This is a genomic window from Amycolatopsis taiwanensis DSM 45107, assembly GCF_000519205.1.
GTDB lineage: Bacteria > Actinomycetota > Actinomycetes > Mycobacteriales > Pseudonocardiaceae > Amycolatopsis_E > Amycolatopsis_E taiwanensis.
On sequence record NZ_JAFB01000015.1, the window covers coordinates 153,212 to 173,476 of the forward strand.

The following is a 20,265-nucleotide window of genomic DNA, read 5'->3' on the forward strand; positions in this document are numbered from 1 at the left end:
CGGAAAGTCGAAGTCTGCCGGACATCTGGTGTTCAAATTCGATCATTACCGTTCGGCGCGTGCAACGAGCTGTCGGCGGGCGCAGCCTCGTCCACAATGGACAATTCGCTGTCCGTGGCTCGGCTGAGTCGGGGTCCTCCGAGCGCGTTGCGTCAACCACCCCGCACGGGCGTTCATCGAAAGGAACCCATGCGTACCAACAGAAACCGGCTGGCGGCCGCGGTGTTGACCCTCGCCGCGGTGGCCTTGTCCACGGGCACGGCGTCGGCGGCACCTGGTGGCTCGACCGGTCCGAGCAGCAGCGACGCACCGTACTTGGTACGACACACGTCTGGTATCACCTTCACGTCAGTCCTCACCACTGGTGACTCGGTCGGCGGCTATCGCATGGCCGGGATCCCCGATGGTCTTGGTGCCTACGACAATGGCGACGGCACGTTCACGCTGCTCATGAACCACGAGATTGCGAAGAACGCGGGCGTCCCGCGTGCGCACGGTGGCGCGGGCGCATTCGTGTCGAAGTGGGTCATCGACAAGCAGACCCTCAAGGTCAAGTCCGGTAGTGACCTGATCCAGAAGGTCTTTCTGTCCGACGGCGGCCGGTTCACCGAGACGCCGGGGGCCGTCTTCGACCGCTTCTGCTCGGCCGACCTGCCGTCGGTGAGCGCGTTCTACAACGCGGCCACCGGCAAGGGTTACAACGGCCACATCTTCACCAACGGTGAGGAGACGAGCGGCGGCCGCGCCTTCGCGCATGTCGTCGACAGTGGCGAGAGCTACCAACTCGCCGACCTGGGCACAGCGTCGTTTGAGAACGTCGTCGCCAACCCCGGCACCGGCGACAAGACCGTCGTGTCCGGAACCAGTGACACGGGCGGCGGCGCTGTCTACATCTACGTCGGTGACAAGAAGTCCACCGGCAACCCGGTCGAAAAGGCCGGTCTTACCGGCGGGACGCGTTACAGCATCTCCGTCCCGGCCTTGCCCCAGGAGGACGGCGCGAAGCCCGTCCCCGCCGGGCCGCTGCCGTTCACGCTGGACGCCGCCGGGGCCACGAAGTGGGATCGCCCCGAGGACGCGGCATGGGATCCGAACAACCCGAACGACCTCTACTTCACGACCACCGCGTCGATGGACAAGCACAGCCGGCTGTGGCGGGCACGGTTCGACGACATCACCGACCCTGCGAAGGGCGGCACCGTCGAGATGCTGGTCGAGGGCCCAGCCGGTGGCCAGGACGGTCCGCGGATGATGGACAACATCACGGTCAACGACCGCGGTCAGGTCCTCATTCAGGAGGACCCGGGCGGTAACAGCTACCTTGCGGGGCTCTACCAGTACGACATCTCCTCCGGCGCGATCCGCCGGATCGCTGACCACGATCCGGAGCGGTTCCTGCCCGGCGGGCCGGTCTTCGACACCATCGACGAAGAGTCCTCGGGCATCATCCCCGCGCCGTTCCTCGGCGCCGGAAAGTACCTGCTCGACGTGCAGAACCACACGAAGCTCGCCGACAAGGAACTCGTGGAGAAGGGTCAGTTGCTGGTGCTGAACGTCCCGCCGGGACAGCCCCTCCGCTGACTCAGCAGCAACGACCGGTGGCGGGGTGAGCTGATCGAGCCCACCCCGCCACCGACCTTTTCGGTCAGTCCGCGTCGCTGTCCGTTCCCGCAACAAGCACTGCCGCCATCTCCCGTAGCATCTCTTCCTCGTCGGTTTCGGCGATCGTCATGATCAGCGGCTGGAACTGTGGATACTGGGCCATCGAGACCGCCCATATCCCGCCCTCGCGTACGCGCGCGTCGTTGTGCCGCAGAGCGTCGTCGATCAGAGCGTAAAAACGCTCATCGAACTCCAGAGGAGCGCCGTAGGCGGCCCGCTCGACCGCCTCGGCCAGATCGTCGGGATCCGAAGCGCCGCGTGCCTCACCAAGGAGTTCGTCCAGCGACCAGGTGTCCAGTCGCGCCTCGGCGGTCTTGAACGCCTCGCTCACCTTCCCGGCCTCCGCTCCGTAGAAGATCAGATACGACAGCCGGACATCCCAGTCGTCGTAGTAAGTCATCCCCAGCCACGCGCCATCCCACGAGACACTGGTGGGCTCCTCGAACGGATCGGCACAGACCGACACCGCACTCTGGGACCAGCCCCAGGCCGCCGCCAGCCGTTCCACCTCGTCGATGGCGCGCCGCCAGTCGCGCAGCATCAACCGTCGCGAGCACACGACGCCCACAGGCATCACCGTTCCTCGGCCTCGGTAACAACAGATCCGTCACGCTATCGGGGCGATCCCACACGCCCAGGAACCACGTTCAGGCAGGGGGAGATCCGCTCACATCGTGATCGACCAGCGGGCGCTGGGCGGTGGCTCGAAGGCGTCGGCGAGTTCACCCGCGAACGCTTCGGCGATGTCCTCGACGCCCCAGTGGTCCCGCCGGAGCACGGGTTGTTTGATCGCGGACTGCCGCACGATGTGCAACTCCTCGCCGAGGAACCGGATGAGCTGGCCGGTGATCCCGTCGGAGAGGTCGCTGAGCAGATAGGTCACCAGTGGCGCGATCTTCTCCGGTGTCTGCGACTCCTTGCCCCGCAGGTCTGCCTTGGGGTCGGCGCGCATCAGGCGGGTCCAGGCGATCGGGGAGATGGCGTTGACGCGGATTCCGTGTGGGGCCAAATCCGCCGCCCACGAGTAGGTCATCGACGCGATTGCTCCCTTGGACGCCGAGTAAGCGGCCGCCATGCCCTGTCCCAGCAGCGAACCGGAAGCCGTATTGACGATCACGCCATGGCCCTGGTGGTGCATACGCTTGATGGCGGCGACACCGCAGTACATCGATCCGAGCGCATTGACCTCCAGCACCTCGCGAATCCGGGCCGGGTCGTCCTCCCAGGGGTGCGCGTGGTGACCAATCGCCGCGTTGTTCACGAGTCCATCAATCTTTCCGAACTCGGTGATGCACCGTTCGATCAGTTCGCCGGCCTGGTCCGGGTCGGCCACCGAGTCGCCGCTGGCGACGGCGCGACCGCCCGACTGCCGGATACCGCGGACAACCTGGTCCGCGAACTCGCTGTCGATGTCGTTGACCACTACCGCGGCACCGGACGCCGCCACGTGTTCGGCGTAGGCCCTGCCCAAGCCCCGGCCCGCGCCGGTGATCACGACGGCCCTGTCATCGAGGATTCCCATGTGGCCAGTCTGCCGCAAATCGTCGGCCACTGGTCCGCGACTTGTTCGTGAGGCGGGACAGGGCCGTTGTCGTCTGCCGCCCTTTTGTAACGGACCCCTGGTAAGTGGCGGGCACCCAAAAGAATTCGATCAGGTGTGATGGGCGGTTGATGCTGGGTCTGCCACTATGGGTCTCGCAATTGCAGCTCCCGTTGTCAAGCGGGAGCATTCCTAAAGAAAAACCCGATGAGGAGTAAGTAGCTATGAGTGATGTGTTCAGTGGCTTGACTCCCGCGTTTCCTGGTGCGCGCGGCCGATTGACTGATGATTTCACCCGCCGTCGTCGCCGTCGCCGCCGTATGCGTCGTCGCCGCACCCTCGTCAGCATCGCCATCAGGGTTCGGTAGTAACCGCGGGAGCTGACGGCTCTTCTGGTTTGCAGGCTCGGCGGTGGCGTGCCGGCCACCGCCGAGCTTTCCGGTCCGGCTCGGCGGGGTTTTCTTGGCGTTCCGTTTCGTAACGGAGGATTGTCAAGCGGTGATTACTTTGGCCGCCCTCGCCGCCGACCGTCAGTCAGCAATTGCAGCTCTCGTTGTCAAGCGGGAGCATTCTTGAAGAGAAACACCCGATGAGGAGTAAGTAGCTATGAGTGATGTGTTCAGTGGCCTGACCCCCGCGTTTCCTGGTGCGCGCTGCGACTTCACTGATGATTTCACCCGCCGTCGCCGCCGTCGCCGCCGTATGCGTCGTCGCCGCACCGTCGTCAGCATCAGCATCAGGGTTCGGTAGTAACCGCGGGAGCTGACGGCTCTTCTGGTTTGTAGGCTCGGCGGTGGCGTGACGGCCACCGCCGAGCTTTCCGGTCCGGCTCGGCGGGTTTTTTTGCGGCTCTCGTTGTTGAGCCGGGGCGCCCCGAAGATAAAAAACCCCGATGAGGAGTAATCATGGATGATGTGTTCCGCGGTCTACGGCCCGCGTTTCCCGGCATGCGTCGTCGCCGCCGGCGGCGCCGTAGCTTCACCGACCTTCGATTCCGCCGCCGCCGTACCCTCGTCAGCATCAGAGTTCGGTAGTAAGCGCGGGAGCTGACGGCTCTTCTCGTTCGTAAGCTCGGCAGTGGCGTGGCGGCCACTGCCGAGTCTTTCTGTATCGACTTGGCAAGGTTTTCCTGAGTTCGGGTTCTGTAAAAGAAGCCCGCTGTGGCATCGGCTTCAGGCTGCACTGTCGAATCGATATTAACGCCACCACCGGTCACGTGACGGAACGCTGATGCTGGATCCGCCACAATTGGTATCGCAATTGCGGCTCTCGTTGTTGAGCGGGGGTGCCCCTAAAAACAAAAATCCGACGAGGAGTAACCATGAGTGATATGTTCCGTGCTCTGACGCCCGCCTCTCCCAACCGCCGCAGGCGGCGCCGCCATCATTCCCGCCGGGGCCGCCGTCGCCACGGCTTGAGCCTCGGCCTTGGTCTTGGTCGGCATCACAGGTAGTCACCGCGGAGTTGAAGGCTTCTTCCGGTTCGTAGCTCGGCGGTGGTGTGGCGGCCGCCGTCGAGCATCCGAATCGACTGGGTGGGTGTTTCTTGGGGTTTTCTTGAGGTTCGAAGATCGTGCAGGTCGGAGATTGTGCAGATTCGTTTTGTAAGGAAACCTGCTAGGTGGTGAGTATTCACTCTACCGAGTTCATCGCGCGCCGGGCAGCAAGGCCGACCATCGGTTAGGGTGTGACGGAATGGTGACGATGGATCCGTCATCATGGGCATCGCAATTGCGGCTCTCGTTGCTGAGCGGGGGCGCCCCTGAAAACAAACACCCCGATGAGGAGTAAGTAACTATGAGTGATGTGTTCCGTGGTTTGACGCCCGCGTTTCCCCGTTGCGATGACGGCCGGCGTCGTCGTCGTAGCCGCACCGACCGTCGTCGTCGCCGTCGTCACTACAGCCGCACGCACGTGAGCTACACCGCCGAGGGCTAGTACGGTAATTACCACGGGAGCTGAAGGCTTCTTTTGGTGTTCGTAGGCTCGGCGGTGGCGTTGGCCACCGCCGAGCCTTCCAGTTGTGTGCGCAAGGCAGATTCTTTTTGTGAGGAAACCTGGCTGAGTGGCGGCTAGTTCACTCTGCCGAGTTCACCCAAGTGTGACGGAATGGTGATGATGAATCCGTCACTATGGGCATCGCAATTGCGGCTCTGGTTGCTGAGCCGGGCGCCCCTGAAAACAAACACCCGATGAGGAGTAAGTAACTATGAGTGATGTGTTCCGTGGTTTGACGCCCGCGTTTCCCCGTTGCGATGACGGCCGGCGTCGTCGTCGCAGCCGGACCGACCGTCGTCGTCGCCGTCGCCACTTCAGCCGGACCCATGTGAGCATCAGCATCAGCCGGTAGTCACCGCGGGAGCTGAAGGCTTCTTTTGGTTCGCGGGCTCGGCGGTGGGTGACGGCCGCCGCCGAGCTCTCCAAATCGACTTGGCGATATTTCCTTGGAGTTCCGATTGTACAGGATTTTTCCCTCGTGCAGGAAGGCTGTTGCGTGGTGATCACGCTACGCGGACTGCATCGCAGAACCGACACAACTCCGATCGTCAGTAAGGTGACGGAAGGCTGATGCTGGATCAGTCACGATGGGCATCACAATCGCGGCTCTCGTTGTTGAGTGGGAGCGCCTCCAAAGGTAAACGCCGGACGAGGAGCAATGCCGACGGCTTCTTCTGGTTCGCAGGCTCTGCGGTGACGTGACCGCCGCCGGGCTTTCCAAATCGACTTGGCGAGGTTTTCTTGGGATTCTCGGTGCGCAGGTTCTTTCGTTTGTCGGAGAACGAATCCGAGCTGGTCGAGTCGGCGCCGCCGATGCGCGTGCGCGAGATATTCCGCCGGTTCTGGCCGTATGCCCGCAAGTATCGACGTTGGTTGTTTGTGACCTTCGTCCTCCTGATGATCGCGCCGGCGCTGGACACGGTGGCGCTGTGGTTCTTCAAGATCCTCGTGGACCGGGTGCTGGTTCCCCGTGATTTCGGCATGTTCTTCGTGCTCGGCGCCGCATACGTCGTGCTCATGCTGGTCATGGCGGTCGTGGAGTTCGCGGACGCGTACCTGTCCACCTGGGTGGCGGAACGGTTCCTGCTCGACCTGCGCACCCGGGTCTTCACGCATCTGCACGAATTGTCGGTGGGTTTCTTCGAGCGTCGCCGGATCGGGGACGTACTGTCTCGGATGACCGGCGATGTCGCGGCGATCGAAGGCCTCGTCCTGTCCGGGGTGACCGAGGCGCTGTCCTACGTGTTCAAGATCGTCATGTTCACCGGAGCGCTGTTCTTTATCAACGCCGAACTCGCCCTGCTCTCGCTGGTCGCGGTGCCCGCGTTCCTCGTCACCGCTCGCAAATTCTCCCGGATGATCAAGGCGGCGTCCCGGGCGAAACGGCAGCGGATGGGGTCGGTCACCGTGGTGGCCGAGCAGAGCCTGTCCAACGTCGCTCTCGTGCGCGCTTACGGTCAGGAGAAAGCCGAGGTGGAGCGGTTCCACCGCGAGAACTTCGGCAGTTTCGCCGCGGAAATGGCCAGCACCCGGTTGCGGGCACTGTTCTCCCCGCTGGTCGACTTCCTCGAACTCGCCGGTGTGCTGCTCGTCCTGGGCTTCGCCACCTGGGAGCTCGCCCATGGGCGGGTCAGCTTGGGCGGGTTGCTGGTGTTCCTCGGCTACCTAAGCCAGCTCTACAGCCCGGTGCGCGGCTTCGGCGGACTGACCAACTCCATCTTCGCGGCCTCCGCCGGTGCCGAGCGCATCGTCGAACTGCTCGATCAGAAGCCCACCGTGCGGGATCCCGAGCACCCTCGACCGCTAGATCGGGCCTGGGGAGTCGTCGTCTTCGACGACGTCACGTTCCGCTACCCCGAGGCCAGCAAGGACGCCCTGCGCGGGGTCAGCTTCGCGGCACTGCCCGGCCGAACGGTGGCGCTGGTCGGTCCGAGCGGGGCCGGGAAGACCACCATCGGAAAGCTGCTGTTGCGCTTCTACGACCCGGATGCCGGAAGGATCACCCTCGACGGCAACGACCTGCGGGACCTGTCGCAGGAGGCGTTGCGGCGCAACATCGCCGTCGTCATGCAGGAGACCCTCGTGCTCGACGGCACGGTTCGCGAGAACATCTTGTGGGGCAAGCCGGACGCCAGCGAGGAGGAACTCGTGGCGGCGGCACGGGCCGCGGACGCGCACGAGTTCATCATGGAACTCCCCCAGGGCTACGACACGAGGGTCGGTCAACGCGGACGGCTGCTGTCGGGAGGACAGCGCCAACGCGTCGCGATCGCCCGCGCCATGATCCGTGACGCTCCGATCCTGCTTCTCGACGAACCCACGGTCGGCCTCGATGCCGCCTCCAGCGAGCGCGTCCTCGCTCCACTACGCCGGCTGATGGACGGTCGGACCACGATCGTGGTCTCCCATGACCTCCTCACCGTCCGCGACGCCGATCAGATCCTCATGCTCGACCACGGTGGCATCAGCGAGTCCGGCACCCACGCCGAGCTGATCGCCCGTGATGGCGGCTACGCACGCCTCTTCCGGCTCCACGAACCCGATGCTGCCGAACCCGTACTGGAACAGGAATCCGCATGACCAGCGTCGCCGAAACCGAGAAGCCCGAAACCGAGACGCCTGCGCCGTTCCAGCGTGGCGACGAGATCGCCCCCGGATACCGGGTCATCGAGCACATGCGCCGAGGCGCGGACCTGGACACCTACGACGCGTGGAGCGAGGCCCGCTACTGCCGGTGCTTCCTCAAAGCGCCGCGACCGGATCGGGTCGATGACACGTATACCATCCGCCGGATCCGGCTCGAAGCCAAGCTGCTGCTGTCGTTCACCCATCCGCATCTGGTTCGCGCTTACGAGTTCGTCGAACCGGCGGACGACCACCCAGCCGTGCTGGTGCTCGAAACGCTGAGGGGTTCCACGCTCGACTACCTGATCGACACCGGCGGGCGCTTCGCCACCCGCGATCTGGCCTACCTGGGGCAGCACTTGTGCGCCGGGCTGCGCTACATGCACGACCAGGGTTACCTGCACCTCGATATCAAGCCCGGAAACATCATCGCCAACGAGGGCAGCGCCCGGATCATCGACCTGAGCCTCGCGAAACGCCCGGGACGCCACCGTGGCGGCAGCGGCACCCCGACGGCCATGGCACCGGAACAGATCCGAGGTGGCGTGCTGGGTCCAGCGGCCGACGTTTGGGGCGTTGGGCTCGTGCTGTACGAAGCGGCGACCGGTGTTCATCCCTTCGACGTCGAGGAAACGCCGGAGAAAGACAAGTCCGTGTCGGCCGAGGACGACGACCTGGATTACCCGCAGTTGGACGTCCGGGCGCCGTCCGTGCGAAAGGAGCGCCGCCTTCCGCGTTCGCTCGCCGACGTGATCGACCGTTGCCTGGAGCCCGACCCGGAACAGCGTCCGAGCCTGAGCGAGTTGACCGCGGTGCTGACCGACGTCACCGGCGACGACCGGCCTCAGCCGTCCGCCTGACGGCCCGTGGCCGACCCGGCAATTCCGTCCTGGCGCCACGTCAAGACGGTGGTGATGCCATCATGTCCGCACCATGCGAAACGGGTCTGGGGAAAAGACGACGCTGTTGCTCGCCGTGGTCGCATTGCTGGCCATCGTCAGCGCGTGCGGTCCGGGAGCGGCGGCCACGCCACGGGGGGACATCGTCCAAACCCGGCAGGGGATGCTTCGCGGGGTCGTCGCGGGTGATCACCGCACGTTTTCCGGAATCCCTTACGCCGCACCGCCGGTGGGCGACCTGCGCTGGCGTGCGCCCGCGCCGCCGCCGGAGTGGGACGGCATACGGGACGCCACCCGGGCCGGCAGTTCGTGCGCCCAACCGGACGGGGGCGGTGGGCTGCTCGGCAGCGAGGACTGCTTGTACCTCAACGTGAACGCGCCGGCCGACACGAGCGTCCGGCGACCGGTCATGGTGTGGGTCCACGGCGGCGGCTTCGTTTCCGGCAACGGGAGCGACTACGACACGACACGTTTGGTCCAACAGGGCGTCGTCGTGGTCACGGTGAACTACCGGCTGGGGGCGCTGGGATTCCTGCTGGACGGCGACGACCCGGCGGCCGGGGACTTCGGGCTGGCCGATCAGCAGGCTGCGCTGCGCTGGGTCCGGGACAACGTCGAGGCCTTCGGCGGAGACCCGCAGAACGTCACGTTGTTCGGCCAGTCCGCGGGTGCGTTCAGCGTGTGCACCCAGCTCGCTTCGCCGCAGGCGCACGGCTTGTTCCACAAGGCGATCATCCAAAGTGGACCCTGTGCGGACCTGGTCGTCACCGCTGAGGTGGCCCGCGATCGCGCCGCGCAGTGGGCGAGCACGCTCGGCTGCGCCGATATCGCCTGTCTGCGGTCGAAACCGGTGAGCGACGTGGTCGTCGTCGACCAGGAACAGGTGTCGACTCCGCTTGGCCGCCTGCGTGACATGCCCTGGGTACCGGTTGCCGGCACCGCCGTCCTCCCGGTGCAACCGATCGACGCGTTGCGGCAGGGCGCGGCCAAGGGGATTCCGGTCATTCAGGGCACCACGCGCGACGAGTTGCGCTCCTTCGTCGCCGACGAGTACGACAAGCGAGGAAACCCGCTGACGGCCGAGCAATACCCGCAGGTCGTGGGCCAGGTGTTCGGCGCTGACGCGCCCGCGGTGCTCGCCGAGTACCCGCTCGATCGCTACCCGAGCCCCGGCATCGCGCTGGCCACGTTGCTCACCGACTGGGGTGCGAAGGTCGGCTCCTGCGCGGCGCTGCAGACCGACGAGGTAGCCGGCCAGACCACCGACGTCTACGCCTACGAGTTCGCGCAGGATGACGGTCACCGTACGGACGGCTTCGACCTGGGCGCCGAGCACTCGGGTGAGCTGCCCTACCTGTTCGGTCCGGCGAATGCGCTTTCCGACAATCTGATCAAATTCTGGGTCACGTTCGCGAAGACCGGGAATCCGGGGTGGCCACGGTACTCCGGCGGGAAGGTGCTTTCCCTCGGCTTGGACCGGATCGGCGAGGTGGACTTCGCCGCCAACCATCACTGCGCGTTCTGGTCAGGCCGACCTGCTTGACCAGAACGCCGGCACGCGGCACAAGCGGGGAGCCGCTTGCGGTGGGTCGTCAAAAGGAGTTCAAAACAGTCCCTAGGCTTGCGGTATGCCTCTGTTCTCCTTCGAGGGCGTGAGCCCGACCGTGCACCCGGATGCCTGGATCGCCCCCACCGCCACCCTCATCGGCGACGTCGTCGTCGAAAAGGACGTCTCGATCTGGTACGGCGCGGTGGTGCGCGCCGACTTCGGCAAGATCGTGATCCGGGAAGGTGCCAACATCCAGGACAACTCGGTGATCCACGTTGGCGACGGCGTGTGCGAGGTGGGCCGCAACGTAACCGTCGGGCACATGTGCCTGGTGCACGACTGCACGGTCGGTGAGCAGGCCCTGATCGGCAACGGGGCCACGGTGCTGGACCAGGCGAAGATCGGGTCGCGCGCGCTGATCGCGGCCGGTGCCACGGTCGCTCCCAACGCGGAGGTGCCGGCCGAGGTGATCGCGCTGGGCAACCCGGCGAAGAAGTTCGTGCCGCTCAGCGACTCCGCTCGCGCCTGGATCGACCACAACGCCGAGATCTACCAGCAGCTCGCCCGGCGCCACCGGGATGGCACAAAGCCCGTGTAACGCGTTGACTCTCCAGTAACTGGAGTTCCTAGCGTCTTCCGGGTGCCAGGCAAAGCGAAGAAAAGGACGTTCCAGGCCACCCTGCAGCTCGCCGCCGGCGACGCTCCGGTGGTGGACCTGGGCAAGATGCTCGGTCAGACCGGGGTCAACCTCGTCGAGGTCAAGCGGGCCTACGATGCCGCCACCGCGAACCAGCGCGGCGACATTGTGCCGGCGGTGGTCTCGGTGTTCGAGGACCGCTCGTTCGAACTGCGGCTGAAGACGCCGCCCACCGCCTTTCTGATCAAGAAGGCGTTGGGTGGCAAGGGGTCCGGCCGGCCCGGGCACGACGAGGCGGGTGTGCTGAGCCGCGCCCAGCTGAGTGAGATCGCCGAACGGAAGCTTCCCGACCTCAACACCACCGATCTCGAAGCCGCCGTCCGCATCATCGCGGGAACCGCGCGGTCGATGGGGGTGCGAGTGAAGGACTGAGGCGTCAGCGCGGTGTGTCCCGCGCCCCACAGCCGGCATCGCAGCGGCCCCACGTGCACTAACATCGGGATCCGTAGCAGCGACTGGCGCCACCGAGGTGGAGCACCACCGGGGAGCGACCGACGAGGCCGGCACCGCGCGCCTGGGTGCGGCCGTGTCAGGAGTTAGGAACATGACGCACCAGCCCACCATCCCGACCCTCACCGCGGCCGATCCCGAGATCGCCGGACTGGTCGAGGGCGAGGCCCGCCGCCAGGCCGAGAAGATCCGCTTGATCGCCTCGGAGAACTACGTCTCGCAGTCCGTGCTCGAGGCCACCGGCACGGTCCTGACGAACAAGTACTCCGAGGGCTACGCCGGTAAGCGGTACTACGAAGGCCAGCAGTACATCGATCCGATCGAGCGGATCGCGATCGACCGGGCGAAGTCCGTCTTCGGAGTCGACCACGCCAACGTCCAGCCCTACTCCGGCTCGCCGGCGAACCTCGCCGCGTACCTGGCCTTCGCCAGTCCCGGCGACACCGTGCTCGGCATGGCGCTGCCCGACGGCGGCCACCTCACCCACGGCTGGACGGTGTCGGCGACCGGTAAGTGGTTCAACGCGGTACGTTACGGCGTCCGCAAGGAAACCGGCCGTGTCGACCTCGACCAGGTCCGTGACCTGGCGCTGGAGCACCGGCCGAAGCTGATCTTCGCGGGTGGCACGGCCATCCCGCGCACGATCGACTTCCCGGCCTTCGCGGAGATCGCGCGCGAGGTCGACGCGGTGCTCGTCGCCGACATCGCGCACATCGCGGGCCTGATCGCCGGCGGCGCGCACCCCTCGCCGGTCGGGCACGCGCCGGTGATCACCACCACCACGCACAAGACCCTGCGCGGCCCGCGCGGTGCGATGATCCTCAGCGACGCGGAGCACGCCAAGGCGGTGGACAAGGCGGTGTTCCCCGGCCTTCAGGGCGGCCCGCACAACCACACCACGGCGGCCATCGCGGTGGCCCTCGGCGAAGCCGCCAAGCCGGAGTTCCGCGACTACGCGCACGCGATCGTGGCCAACGCGAAGGCGCTGGCCGCCGCGCTGCTCGAACGCGGCTTCGATCTGGTCTCCGGCGGCACGGACAACCACCTGCTGCTGGTCGACCTGACCAGCAAGCAGATCGGTGGCAAGCCGGCGGCGCAGGCGCTGGACCGCGCCGGCATCGAACTGAACTACAACACGGTGCCGTTCGACCCGCGCAAGCCGTTCGATCCGTCCGGCATCCGGCTCGGCACGGCCGCCATCACCACCCGCGGCCTGACCCCGGAGCACCAGCCGCAGATCGCGGAGTGGATCGATCGCAGCATCTCCGCCGCCATCGACGAGGACGAGCCCGCGCTCGCCAAGATCGCCGGCGAGGTTCGTGACCTGCTTGCCGCTTACCCGATCCCGGGCTTCCGGCCGTAGCTTGCGCTGCCCGTGTCGCCTTCTCGCCGGTATCGCGCCGGCGAGAAGGCCACACGGGTCGGTATGAGTGACCCGTTACTGTCGAAATGCGGCATGAACGGGTCACTCATGCCCAGAACCGTTCCCGCTTCGTAATCAGGGCGCGGACGTGCCGGCGGTCGCCGCGGCGAGCCGCTCCGCCTCGCGATCGTAGGCGCGCTTGATCTCGGCCTCGGCCTCCATCCGGCCCACCCACATCGAGCCCTCGACGCTCTTCGCGGGCTCCAGGTCCTTGTAGACCTCGAAGAAGTGCTGGATCTCCAGCTTGTGGAACTCGTTGAGGTGGTGGATGTCGCGCAGGTGTTCCAGGCGCGGATCCGCCGCCGGCACGGCGAGCACCTTGTCGTCCGGCCCCTTCTCGTCGGTCATCCGGAACATGCCGATGGCCCGGCACCGGATCAGGCAGCCGGGGAAGGTCGGTTCCTGCACCAGCACCAGCACGTCCAGCGGATCGCCGTCCTGGCCGAGCGTGTCGTCGATGAAGCCGTAGTCGGCGGGGTATTGGGTGGCCGTGAACAGGGTGCGGTCCAGGCGGATCCGTCCCGTTTCGTGGTCCACTTCGTACTTGTTGCGTTCCCCTTTGGGGATCTCGATGGTGGCGTCGAACTCCACGGCCTTGCTGACCTCGTCTTTTCCCGCCGCACGTGCGGCTAACTGTGTCACTTACTTGACTTCACTAGTGTGGACCACGCGCCGCTGGGCAGTCGCACTGATGTCGCACTGACAACTGTGACCTTGCCCCCTTGGCCGTCGACACCAGGTAGGAGGGGTGCGTGCCGCCGCACGAGCAGGAGCCCGGAGAGCCGCTGTGGCCATCGGATGACTCGGACACGCCAGGTGAAGGGGGAAAGACCGCACATCTTCCGGTGCTGGAGGAGCGGGATGGCCCGGAGAAGCCGGACCGGCCGGCCGAGCAGGAGACGGCCAACCTGCCGGTTTCGTCTCGGTTGCCGGAGCCGGGAACCGTGTGGGTGCCACGTCCGGCCCGACCGGCGAGCCCGCCCGAGTCCCAGCCGCGCGCGCAGCCGCAGAACCGGCCGGCCGAGCGCCCGCAGCCCCAGCCGGCCGGGCTCCCGGAGAACCGGCAGGCCGGGCGCCCACAGAACCAGTCGGCCGAGCACCCGGAGAACCGGCAGACCGAGCACCCGCAGAACCGGCAGGCCGAGCAGGAGACGGCCTACCTGCCTCAGTCGGCGGAGTCGGCAACCATGTGGGTGCGGCCCCCGGCGCGCCCCGAGCCTCAGCCGCCTGCTCAGACCCGGAACGCGCAGACCCAGAACCGGCCGGAGCAGGCGCCTCGGCCGGTGTTCCAGTCTCCGCAGCCACCACCGGTCTGGCCACCGCGACCGGCGCAGCCGCCCCAGCCACCGCCGTCGCGCCCGATCCCACCGGCCTCGGCGGCGCACGCCGAGCCGATGCGCATCGAAGCGACCGCGGAGGTTCCCGCCGCCATCGCGGCGACCGCGGAGGTTGTCGCTGACGAGCAAGCGCCGCCCGAGACGTCCCCGCCGCGCCGGCGGAGACGTGGGCTGATCCTCAGTGGGGCCGCGCTGTTACTCGTTGTCGTGCTCGGTGTGGCGGCCGCGCTGCCGTATGTGTCGAACCGGCTGGGCCTGCCTTGGGCACCGAACGTGCCCAAGGGTGACTCTCCGCAGCCCATGCCGGTGAATCTTGCTCTCAAGGCGCCCAACTCGTCGGCTCCGACCCCGACGAACTCCGGCATCGCCGGCGCGGTGGCCGGTCCGGCCGGCAACCCGGCGCTGGGCACGCTGACCGGTGCCGTCGTCGATCCGGCCACCGGCACGATGCTGTGGGACCAGAACGGTACGCAGCCGCTTACGCCCGCGTCCACAACCAAGATCCTCACCATGGCGGCCGCGCTGCTCACCCTCGACCACGGCCAGCAGTTGAGCACCAAGGTGGTGGCGGGCTCATCGCCGGACACGGTGATCCTCGTCGCGGGCGGTGACCCGACCCTGTCCGCGCTGCCGGCCGGGCAGAAGTCGATCTACTCCGGCGCCGCGCACCTCGACGATCTCGTGTCGCAGGTCAAGAAGGCGACGGGCGGCGCTGTCCGCAAGGTGCAGATCGATCTGTCGCTCTACAGTGGCCCGCAGACCGCGGCGGGCTGGGCGCCGGGGGACGCGCCGTCCACGTTCGCCGCCCCCATCACGCCCGGCATGCTGGACGGCGGGATGACCGATCCGGCCAATGAGCACTCGCCGCGGATCGGCGACCCTGCGGGCAAACTGCTCCAGGAGTTCGCGCGGCGGCTGGGCGCCAGCCCGGCGGGCACGACCACGGCGGCGAAGACCGCGAAGGTGCTCGGCGAGGTGCGCTCGGCTCCGTTGACCGAGCTGATCAACACCACGATCGAGATCTCCGACGACACCCTCGCCGAAATGCTCGGGCGGCAGACGGCGATCGCGGCCGGTGCTCCGGCGACTTTCGACGGGGCCGCTCAGGCTGCGATGAACGTGTTGTCCCAGAACGGTTTCGACATCACCGGAATGCAACTGCGGGACTCCAGCGGAATATCCAACTTGAACAAGGTCCCGGCACGGCTGCTCGCCCAGTTGCTCGGCGTGGCGGCCGCTCCCGACGGGACGGACCAGCGCACCGCGAAGCTCCGGCCGTTGCTGGAGGGCCTGCCCGTGGCCGGCGGCAGCGGCACCCTGGACAGCCGGTACCACGATGCCGCGTCCTCGGCGGGCAAGGGCTGGGTACGGGCGAAGACGGGGACGCTGGACGGCGTCAACACGCTCGCCGGCGTGGTGCTGGACGTCGACGGCCGGGTGCTCTCGTTCGCTCTGATGTCCAACGGCTCCGACAGCACGAGCGGCCGGCCCGCACTCGACGCGGTGACGGCGGCACTACGCGGCTGCGGCTGTCGTTGACCTGCTGTAGAGCGGCCGCGGGCAGCGGAAGACAGCGCCGAAAAGGCCAGGTAGCGTCAGGTAGGTGAGCACCGTGAACGAGCCGGGCGCGGATGTGCCGCAGGAGACCGGGCGGCCGGTCATCGACTGGTCGCTGGCCGCGGCGACCGGCGCCTTCCTGGTCCGCGGCGGGCCCGTGGTGTCGCGCGAGGAGGCCCATCTGGCGGTGACCGAGCTGCGGGAGCTGACCCCCGACGCCGAGGCCCATGTCCGTGACCTGACCGGTCTGGGTGCCGGGTTGCCGCTGCTGCCCGGTGACGTCGTCGACCGGCCGGGCTGGGTGCGGTCGGCCGCGACCGGGCTCGACGCGCTGACCGGACGGGCCCTGAAGTCGCTTCCGGCCAACCCGTTCGGCCCGCTGCTCGCCGGCACCGCCGGGGTGCAGACCGGGGTGGTGCTCGCCTTCCTCGCCTCCCGCGTGCTCGGGCAGTACGACCCGTTCGGCGCGGACGGGACGGGGCGGCTGCTGCTGGTCGCGCCGAACGTGGTGACCGCGCAGCAGGCGCTGGACGTGCCGGGCCGCGACTTCCGGATGTGGGTGTGCCTGCACGAGAGCACGCACCGCCTGCAGTTCACCGCGGTCGGCTGGCTCAAGGAGTACTTCGCCGACGAGGTGGAACGCCTGGTGAGCGGACTCTCCAGCGGCGACCTCGACGGCGTCACCGAACTGCTCGGCCGCATCCCGGACGCGGTGCGGGAAGCGCGGCGCAACAAGGCGGACGGTGTGGTGGCGCTCGGTCAGCTGCTGCGTTCCCCGCAACAGCGCGAGGTGTTCGACCGGCTGCTGGCGCTGTCCACTCTGCTGGAAGGCCATGCCGACTACGTGATGGACGCGGTGGGGCCGTCCGTGGTGCCCGCCGTGGAGATCATCCGCGCCCGGTTCACCCAGCGGCGCAAGGGCGGCGGCCTGCTGGACCGGTTCCTGCGCAGCGTGCTGGGGGTGGACGCGAAGATCCGCCAGTACGCACAGGGCGCCGCGTTCACCCGCCACGTCGTGGACCGGGTCGGGATGGACGGCTTCAACGCGGTGTGGACCTCGCCGAACACGTTGCCCTCGCGGGCCGAGATCGCCGATCCGGATGCCTGGGTCCGGCGCGTCCACAGGTGAAGGGGGCGGTCGCGCGGGTGCGACGGGCCGTGCGGGAGTTCCTCGAGCCCGTGCGATTCGATGAGCTGAACGTCGCCGTGTCCGGCGGGGCCGACTCGCTCGCCCTCACCGAGGCCACCGCCCATGTGGGTCACCGGCTCGGCATGCCGGTTCGGGCGCTGGTCGTGGACCACCGGCTCCAGGAGGGTTCGGCCCGGGTCGCGGCCGAGGCCGCGGGGCTCGCGCGCAAGCTCGGTGCGGACACCGCCGAGGTGCTCGCCGTCGACGTCACCGGGCCTGGCGGGGTCGAAGCCGCCGCACGCCGCGCCCGCTACGCCGCGCTGCGCAGTGCGCTGTCCGGACCGGACTCCGTTTGCCTGCTCGGCCATACCCGTGACGATCAGGCCGAGACCGTGCTACTCGGGCTCGGCCGCGGTTCCGGACCCCGGTCAATGGCCGGGATGAAGCCGCTGGATCCGCCGTGGGGCAGGCCGCTGCTTCAGGTGCCGCGCTCGGTGACTCGCCAGGCCTGCGAGGAACTCGGGGTCGAGCCCTGGGAGGACCCGCACAACGCCGACTCCCGGTTCACGCGGGTGCGGCTGCGCACCGCGGTGTTGCCGTTGCTGGAGGAGGTGCTCAACGGCGGAGTGTCCGCCGCGCTGGCCCGCACCGCCGCTCAGGTGCGTGAAGACCTGGAAACCCTGGATTTCCTCGCCGCGGGTTTGCTGGCCAGGGCTCGCGACGGGGCTCGGCTGCGCACCGAGGTGCTGGCCGGCGAGCCGGCCGCGCTGCGCCGCCGGGTGCTGCGCCGGTGGTTGCTGGACGCCGGGGCGCGCGATCTGACCGATGGCCACCTGCGGTCGGTCGACGCGCTGGTGGGCGACTGGCGCGGTCAGGGTGGCGTTTGGCTGCCCGGGAGCTTGGTGGTCGACCGGGCACGTGGCAGGCTTGCGGTGAACTGTCGCGAACCAGAACCAAAACCAGAACCAAAAGGGGAATGACCGGTGTACGAAGGCGAGATCGCCTCCGTGCTCGTTACCGAGCAGCAGATTCAGGACAAGATTGCCGAACTCGCCAAGGAGGTCGTGGCCGACTACGACCGGGAGGGTGTGACCGGAGACCTCCTGCTGGTCGGCGTGCTCAAGGGCGCGGTCATGTTCATGACCGACTTCGCCCGTGCGCTGCCGATGCCCGCTCAACTGGAGTTCATGGCCGTTTCCTCTTACGGTTCGGCCACTTCCTCGTCGGGAGTCGTGCGCATCCTCAAGGACCTCGACCGGGACATCGCCGGCCGGCACGTGCTCATCGTCGAGGACATCGTCGACTCCGGGCTCACGCTGTCCTGGCTGTTGAAGAATCTGGCCAGCCGCAACCCGGCGTCGCTGCAGGTCTGCTCGTTGCTGCGGAAGCCGGAGGCGGTGAAGGTCGACGTTTCGGTCCGGTACGTCGGTTTCGATATTCCCAACGAATTCGTCGTGGGATACGGGCTGGACTATGCCGAGCGCTACCGCGACCTGCCCTACATCGGGACGCTGGATCCGCACGTCTACAGCTCCTGACCGCATACCAGGAAAAACCGGGAACCCGAAGCCGGTGAAAGCCGTCCTATGGCTGGTGCGAGTGCGTTAACCTATGCGAACTACAGCAGCGAAAGCGCTGACTTGGGCCAGGGGAGTGAACCGATGGGGAACAGCAACGCGGATGCCGCGGCCTTCCGTGCCGCCGCCGTGAATGGCCAGCTGGGGGTGGACCCCGACGCCGCGCAGGCCGTGCTGAAGAAGATCCGCACTGGCAAGGATTCGGTCGAGAACCTGCTGCGCAACGCGGGCTCTCTGGCCGAGCCGCCGAAGCTGGGGGCGAACCCGGTGGGCGACGCGATCGCGACCAAGTTCGCAGAGCGCGCGGACGGCGGTGGTGACTCCTACGCCCAGGCGCTGCAGAACCTCTACACCCAGTACGAACAGGCCGAGCAGGCCATCGTCGCGGCGATGAACCACTACCACCGGATGGAGCAGGACGCCTCCGACGCGCTTTCCGGTAACCGGGAGGTCTGATCCAGATGGAGTACACAAGCGACCCCAGGCCGTCCCGTCAGCCGAACACGCAGTCGGACGTGCCATTGGGAGACAACGGCGAGAGCGACGCACTCGTCCGGCAGGCCCGTAATTCCGCGGGCGGGTTCGACTACGGCTCCGATCGCGTCATCGGCAACCCGCCGAACTGGGCGTCCCAGCAGAGCGACCAGCTCTACCGCGGCGCGACCCAGAACAACGATCCGGCCAGCGCCGAGGCCACCGGGCAGCTGTGGCGGTCGCACGGCGAGGAGCTGCACCAGGCCGCCAACGATCTCTACAACGCGATCAGCGAGCTGGGTAACGTCTGGGTCGGCCGAGGTGCCGGGTCCGCGCAGGGCGCGCTGGTCGGCATCGCCAACTCCAGCAAGCAGGCCGGTGACGCCGCGCACACCATGTCCTCCCGGCTGGCGCAGCAGGCCGCCGCCGCGGCAGAGGTCAAGAAGATGCCGGCGCCCAAGGACTTCGACCCGGCGCAGCAGACCGCCGCCATGCTGGCCGGTGGCCCGGCCGCGATGGTCGCGGATATGAAGAAGCAGGCCGACGAGGCCGACGCGGTGCACGCGCAGCAGGTCCAGTACTTCAATGCCTACACCCAGGCAATGTCCGAAGTGGACGGAACCACGCCGAGCTTCGGCCCCGACTCCCTCGGGCTGCCGGCCAGCGGCAGCATCAGCGTCACGCGGGCTTCCTCGGTGGGGGGCGTGAGCGGTGTTGTCGGCGCGTACGGCGCCGGCTCGGCCGGTCCGATCGGCGTCGGTTACGCGGGTGGTGACGTGGCCGGTGGCCACGGTGCGGCCCCCGGGGCGCTCGGCGGGCAGTTCGGCGGAGCCGGCCAGCCCGGCGTTCCGGGTGCCGCGGGCGCCCCCGCGGCGGCACACGGTGGCCCCGCGGCGGCCCACGGCACGCACGGCGCCTCGCCGGTGCCCACTTCCTCCGCCGGCGGCGGAGGCTCCTCGGCGCTGGGGATCGGGCTCGGGGTCGCGGGCGCGGGCCTGGCCGCGGTGGCCGGCAAGGCGGTGCTCGGCCGCGGCAACAAGTCCGGCGCGAAGAAGGCCGCCGACGCCACCGACGCCGCGAGCGTCCAGGAAGCCGAGCAGCTGCACGGGCCGGCGCAGAACCAGCCCCTGATGAACGCCCAGGGCACGATCGGCAACGCGCAGAACACGCCGCCGCCCGCCGCTGGAATGGGCGGAATGGGTGGCATGGCCGGCGGCCAGCGCGAGGAGGACAAGGAGCACACCCGTGCGTCCTTCCTCATCGAGGCCGACCCGGATGCCGCGTTCGGAGCGGGCACGGCGACCCCGCCGCCGGTGATCGGCGCCTGGGACGACGAGGACTGAGTGCGT

General features: G+C 67.7%; 17 protein-coding genes. 13 read left to right on the forward strand and 4 right to left on the reverse strand.

The annotated features are described in order from the left end of the window. The first annotated feature begins 189 nt into the window (after positions 1–189). Positions 190–1,581 carry a hypothetical protein gene (locus A3CU_RS0114175; protein ID WP_027942849.1) on the forward strand — a complete coding sequence of 464 codons (1,392 nt, stop codon included), beginning with the start codon at positions 190–192 and terminating at the stop codon, positions 1,579–1,581. Positions 1,582–1,645: 64 nt separating this feature from the next. On the opposite strand, the gene A3CU_RS0114180 is transcribed toward A3CU_RS0114175, so the two are convergent. From A3CU_RS0114180 to A3CU_RS53470, 3 genes are all read right to left on the reverse strand, one after another. Then, the gene (locus tag A3CU_RS0114180) at positions 1,646–2,236 is read right to left on the reverse strand and encodes a hypothetical protein (protein WP_156960369.1); all 591 of its coding nucleotides are present in this window, start codon (positions 2,234–2,236) and stop codon (positions 1,646–1,648) included. A 93-nt stretch (positions 2,237–2,329) separates the two neighbouring features. Beyond that, entirely contained in the window at positions 2,330–3,184 is an 855-nt protein-coding gene (locus tag A3CU_RS0114185) for an SDR family NAD(P)-dependent oxidoreductase (RefSeq protein ID WP_027942851.1), read from the reverse strand. A 2,593-nt stretch (positions 3,185–5,777) separates the two neighbouring features. After that, a complete protein-coding gene (locus A3CU_RS53470; protein ID WP_169739629.1) occupies positions 5,778–6,059 on the reverse strand; it encodes a hypothetical protein in 282 nt (93 codons plus the stop codon). 19 nt (positions 6,060–6,078) lie between these two features. Here A3CU_RS53470 and A3CU_RS44780 point away from each other — a divergent pair, with 19 nt between their 5' ends. The 6 genes from A3CU_RS44780 (at position 6,079) to A3CU_RS0114215 (ending at position 12,782) form a co-directional block, all read left to right on the forward strand. Next, entirely contained in the window at positions 6,079–7,779 is a 1,701-nt protein-coding gene (locus A3CU_RS44780; RefSeq protein WP_245617071.1) for an ABC transporter ATP-binding protein, read from the forward strand. Continuing rightward, on the forward strand, positions 7,776–8,684 hold the full coding sequence (locus A3CU_RS44785) for a serine/threonine-protein kinase (RefSeq protein ID WP_043841107.1): 909 nt from the start codon (positions 7,776–7,778) through the stop codon (positions 8,682–8,684). Before A3CU_RS44780 ends, A3CU_RS44785 begins: the two co-directional genes overlap by 4 nt. Positions 8,685–8,757: 73 nt before the next feature. Further along, on the forward strand, positions 8,758–10,266 hold the full coding sequence (locus A3CU_RS0114200; RefSeq protein WP_027942852.1) for a carboxylesterase/lipase family protein: 1,509 nt from the start codon (positions 8,758–8,760) through the stop codon (positions 10,264–10,266). Positions 10,267–10,351: 85 nt separating this feature from the next. Further along, positions 10,352–10,870 (forward strand): gamma carbonic anhydrase family protein, encoded by a 519-nt coding sequence (locus tag A3CU_RS0114205; RefSeq protein ID WP_027942853.1) that lies wholly within the window; start codon positions 10,352–10,354, stop codon positions 10,868–10,870. A 42-nt stretch (positions 10,871–10,912) separates the two neighbouring features. After that, the gene (locus A3CU_RS0114210; RefSeq protein WP_027942854.1) at positions 10,913–11,341 is read left to right on the forward strand and encodes an uL11 family ribosomal protein; all 429 of its coding nucleotides are present in this window, start codon (positions 10,913–10,915) and stop codon (positions 11,339–11,341) included. 172 nt (positions 11,342–11,513) lie between these two features. Next, positions 11,514–12,782 carry a serine hydroxymethyltransferase gene (locus A3CU_RS0114215; RefSeq protein WP_027942855.1) on the forward strand — a complete coding sequence of 423 codons (1,269 nt, stop codon included), beginning with the start codon at positions 11,514–11,516 and terminating at the stop codon, positions 12,780–12,782. 135 nt (positions 12,783–12,917) lie between these two features. On the opposite strand, the gene A3CU_RS0114220 is transcribed toward A3CU_RS0114215, so the two are convergent. After that, a complete protein-coding gene (locus A3CU_RS0114220) occupies positions 12,918–13,433 on the reverse strand; it encodes an inorganic diphosphatase (RefSeq protein ID WP_027942856.1) in 516 nt (171 codons plus the stop codon). Positions 13,434–13,594: 161 nt separating this feature from the next. Here A3CU_RS0114220 and dacB point away from each other — a divergent pair, with 161 nt between their 5' ends. The 6 genes from dacB to A3CU_RS0114250 all read left to right on the forward strand — a co-directional run bounded on the left by dacB (position 13,595) and on the right by A3CU_RS0114250 (position 20,259). Next, positions 13,595–15,718: a D-alanyl-D-alanine carboxypeptidase/D-alanyl-D-alanine endopeptidase gene (gene dacB, locus A3CU_RS0114225; protein WP_027942857.1), complete on the forward strand. Its 2,124-nt coding sequence runs from the start codon at positions 13,595–13,597 to the stop codon at positions 15,716–15,718. 64 nt (positions 15,719–15,782) lie between these two features. Next, on the forward strand, positions 15,783–16,865 hold the full coding sequence (locus tag A3CU_RS0114230) for a zinc-dependent metalloprotease (protein ID WP_245617073.1): 1,083 nt from the start codon (positions 15,783–15,785) through the stop codon (positions 16,863–16,865). Next, the gene (tilS, locus tag A3CU_RS0114235) at positions 16,862–17,845 is read left to right on the forward strand and encodes a tRNA lysidine(34) synthetase TilS (protein ID WP_043841109.1); all 984 of its coding nucleotides are present in this window, start codon (positions 16,862–16,864) and stop codon (positions 17,843–17,845) included. Before A3CU_RS0114230 ends, tilS begins: the two co-directional genes overlap by 4 nt. A gap of 3 nt (positions 17,846–17,848) precedes the next feature. Further along, positions 17,849–18,403: a hypoxanthine phosphoribosyltransferase gene (gene hpt, locus A3CU_RS0114240; RefSeq protein ID WP_027942860.1), complete on the forward strand. Its 555-nt coding sequence runs from the start codon at positions 17,849–17,851 to the stop codon at positions 18,401–18,403. A gap of 123 nt (positions 18,404–18,526) precedes the next feature. Next, entirely contained in the window at positions 18,527–18,898 is a 372-nt protein-coding gene (locus A3CU_RS0114245) for a hypothetical protein (RefSeq protein WP_027942861.1), read from the forward strand. 5 nt (positions 18,899–18,903) lie between these two features. Next, positions 18,904–20,259 (forward strand): hypothetical protein, encoded by a 1,356-nt coding sequence (locus A3CU_RS0114250; RefSeq protein WP_043841111.1) that lies wholly within the window; start codon positions 18,904–18,906, stop codon positions 20,257–20,259. The last annotated feature ends 6 nt before the right edge of the window (positions 20,260–20,265 follow it).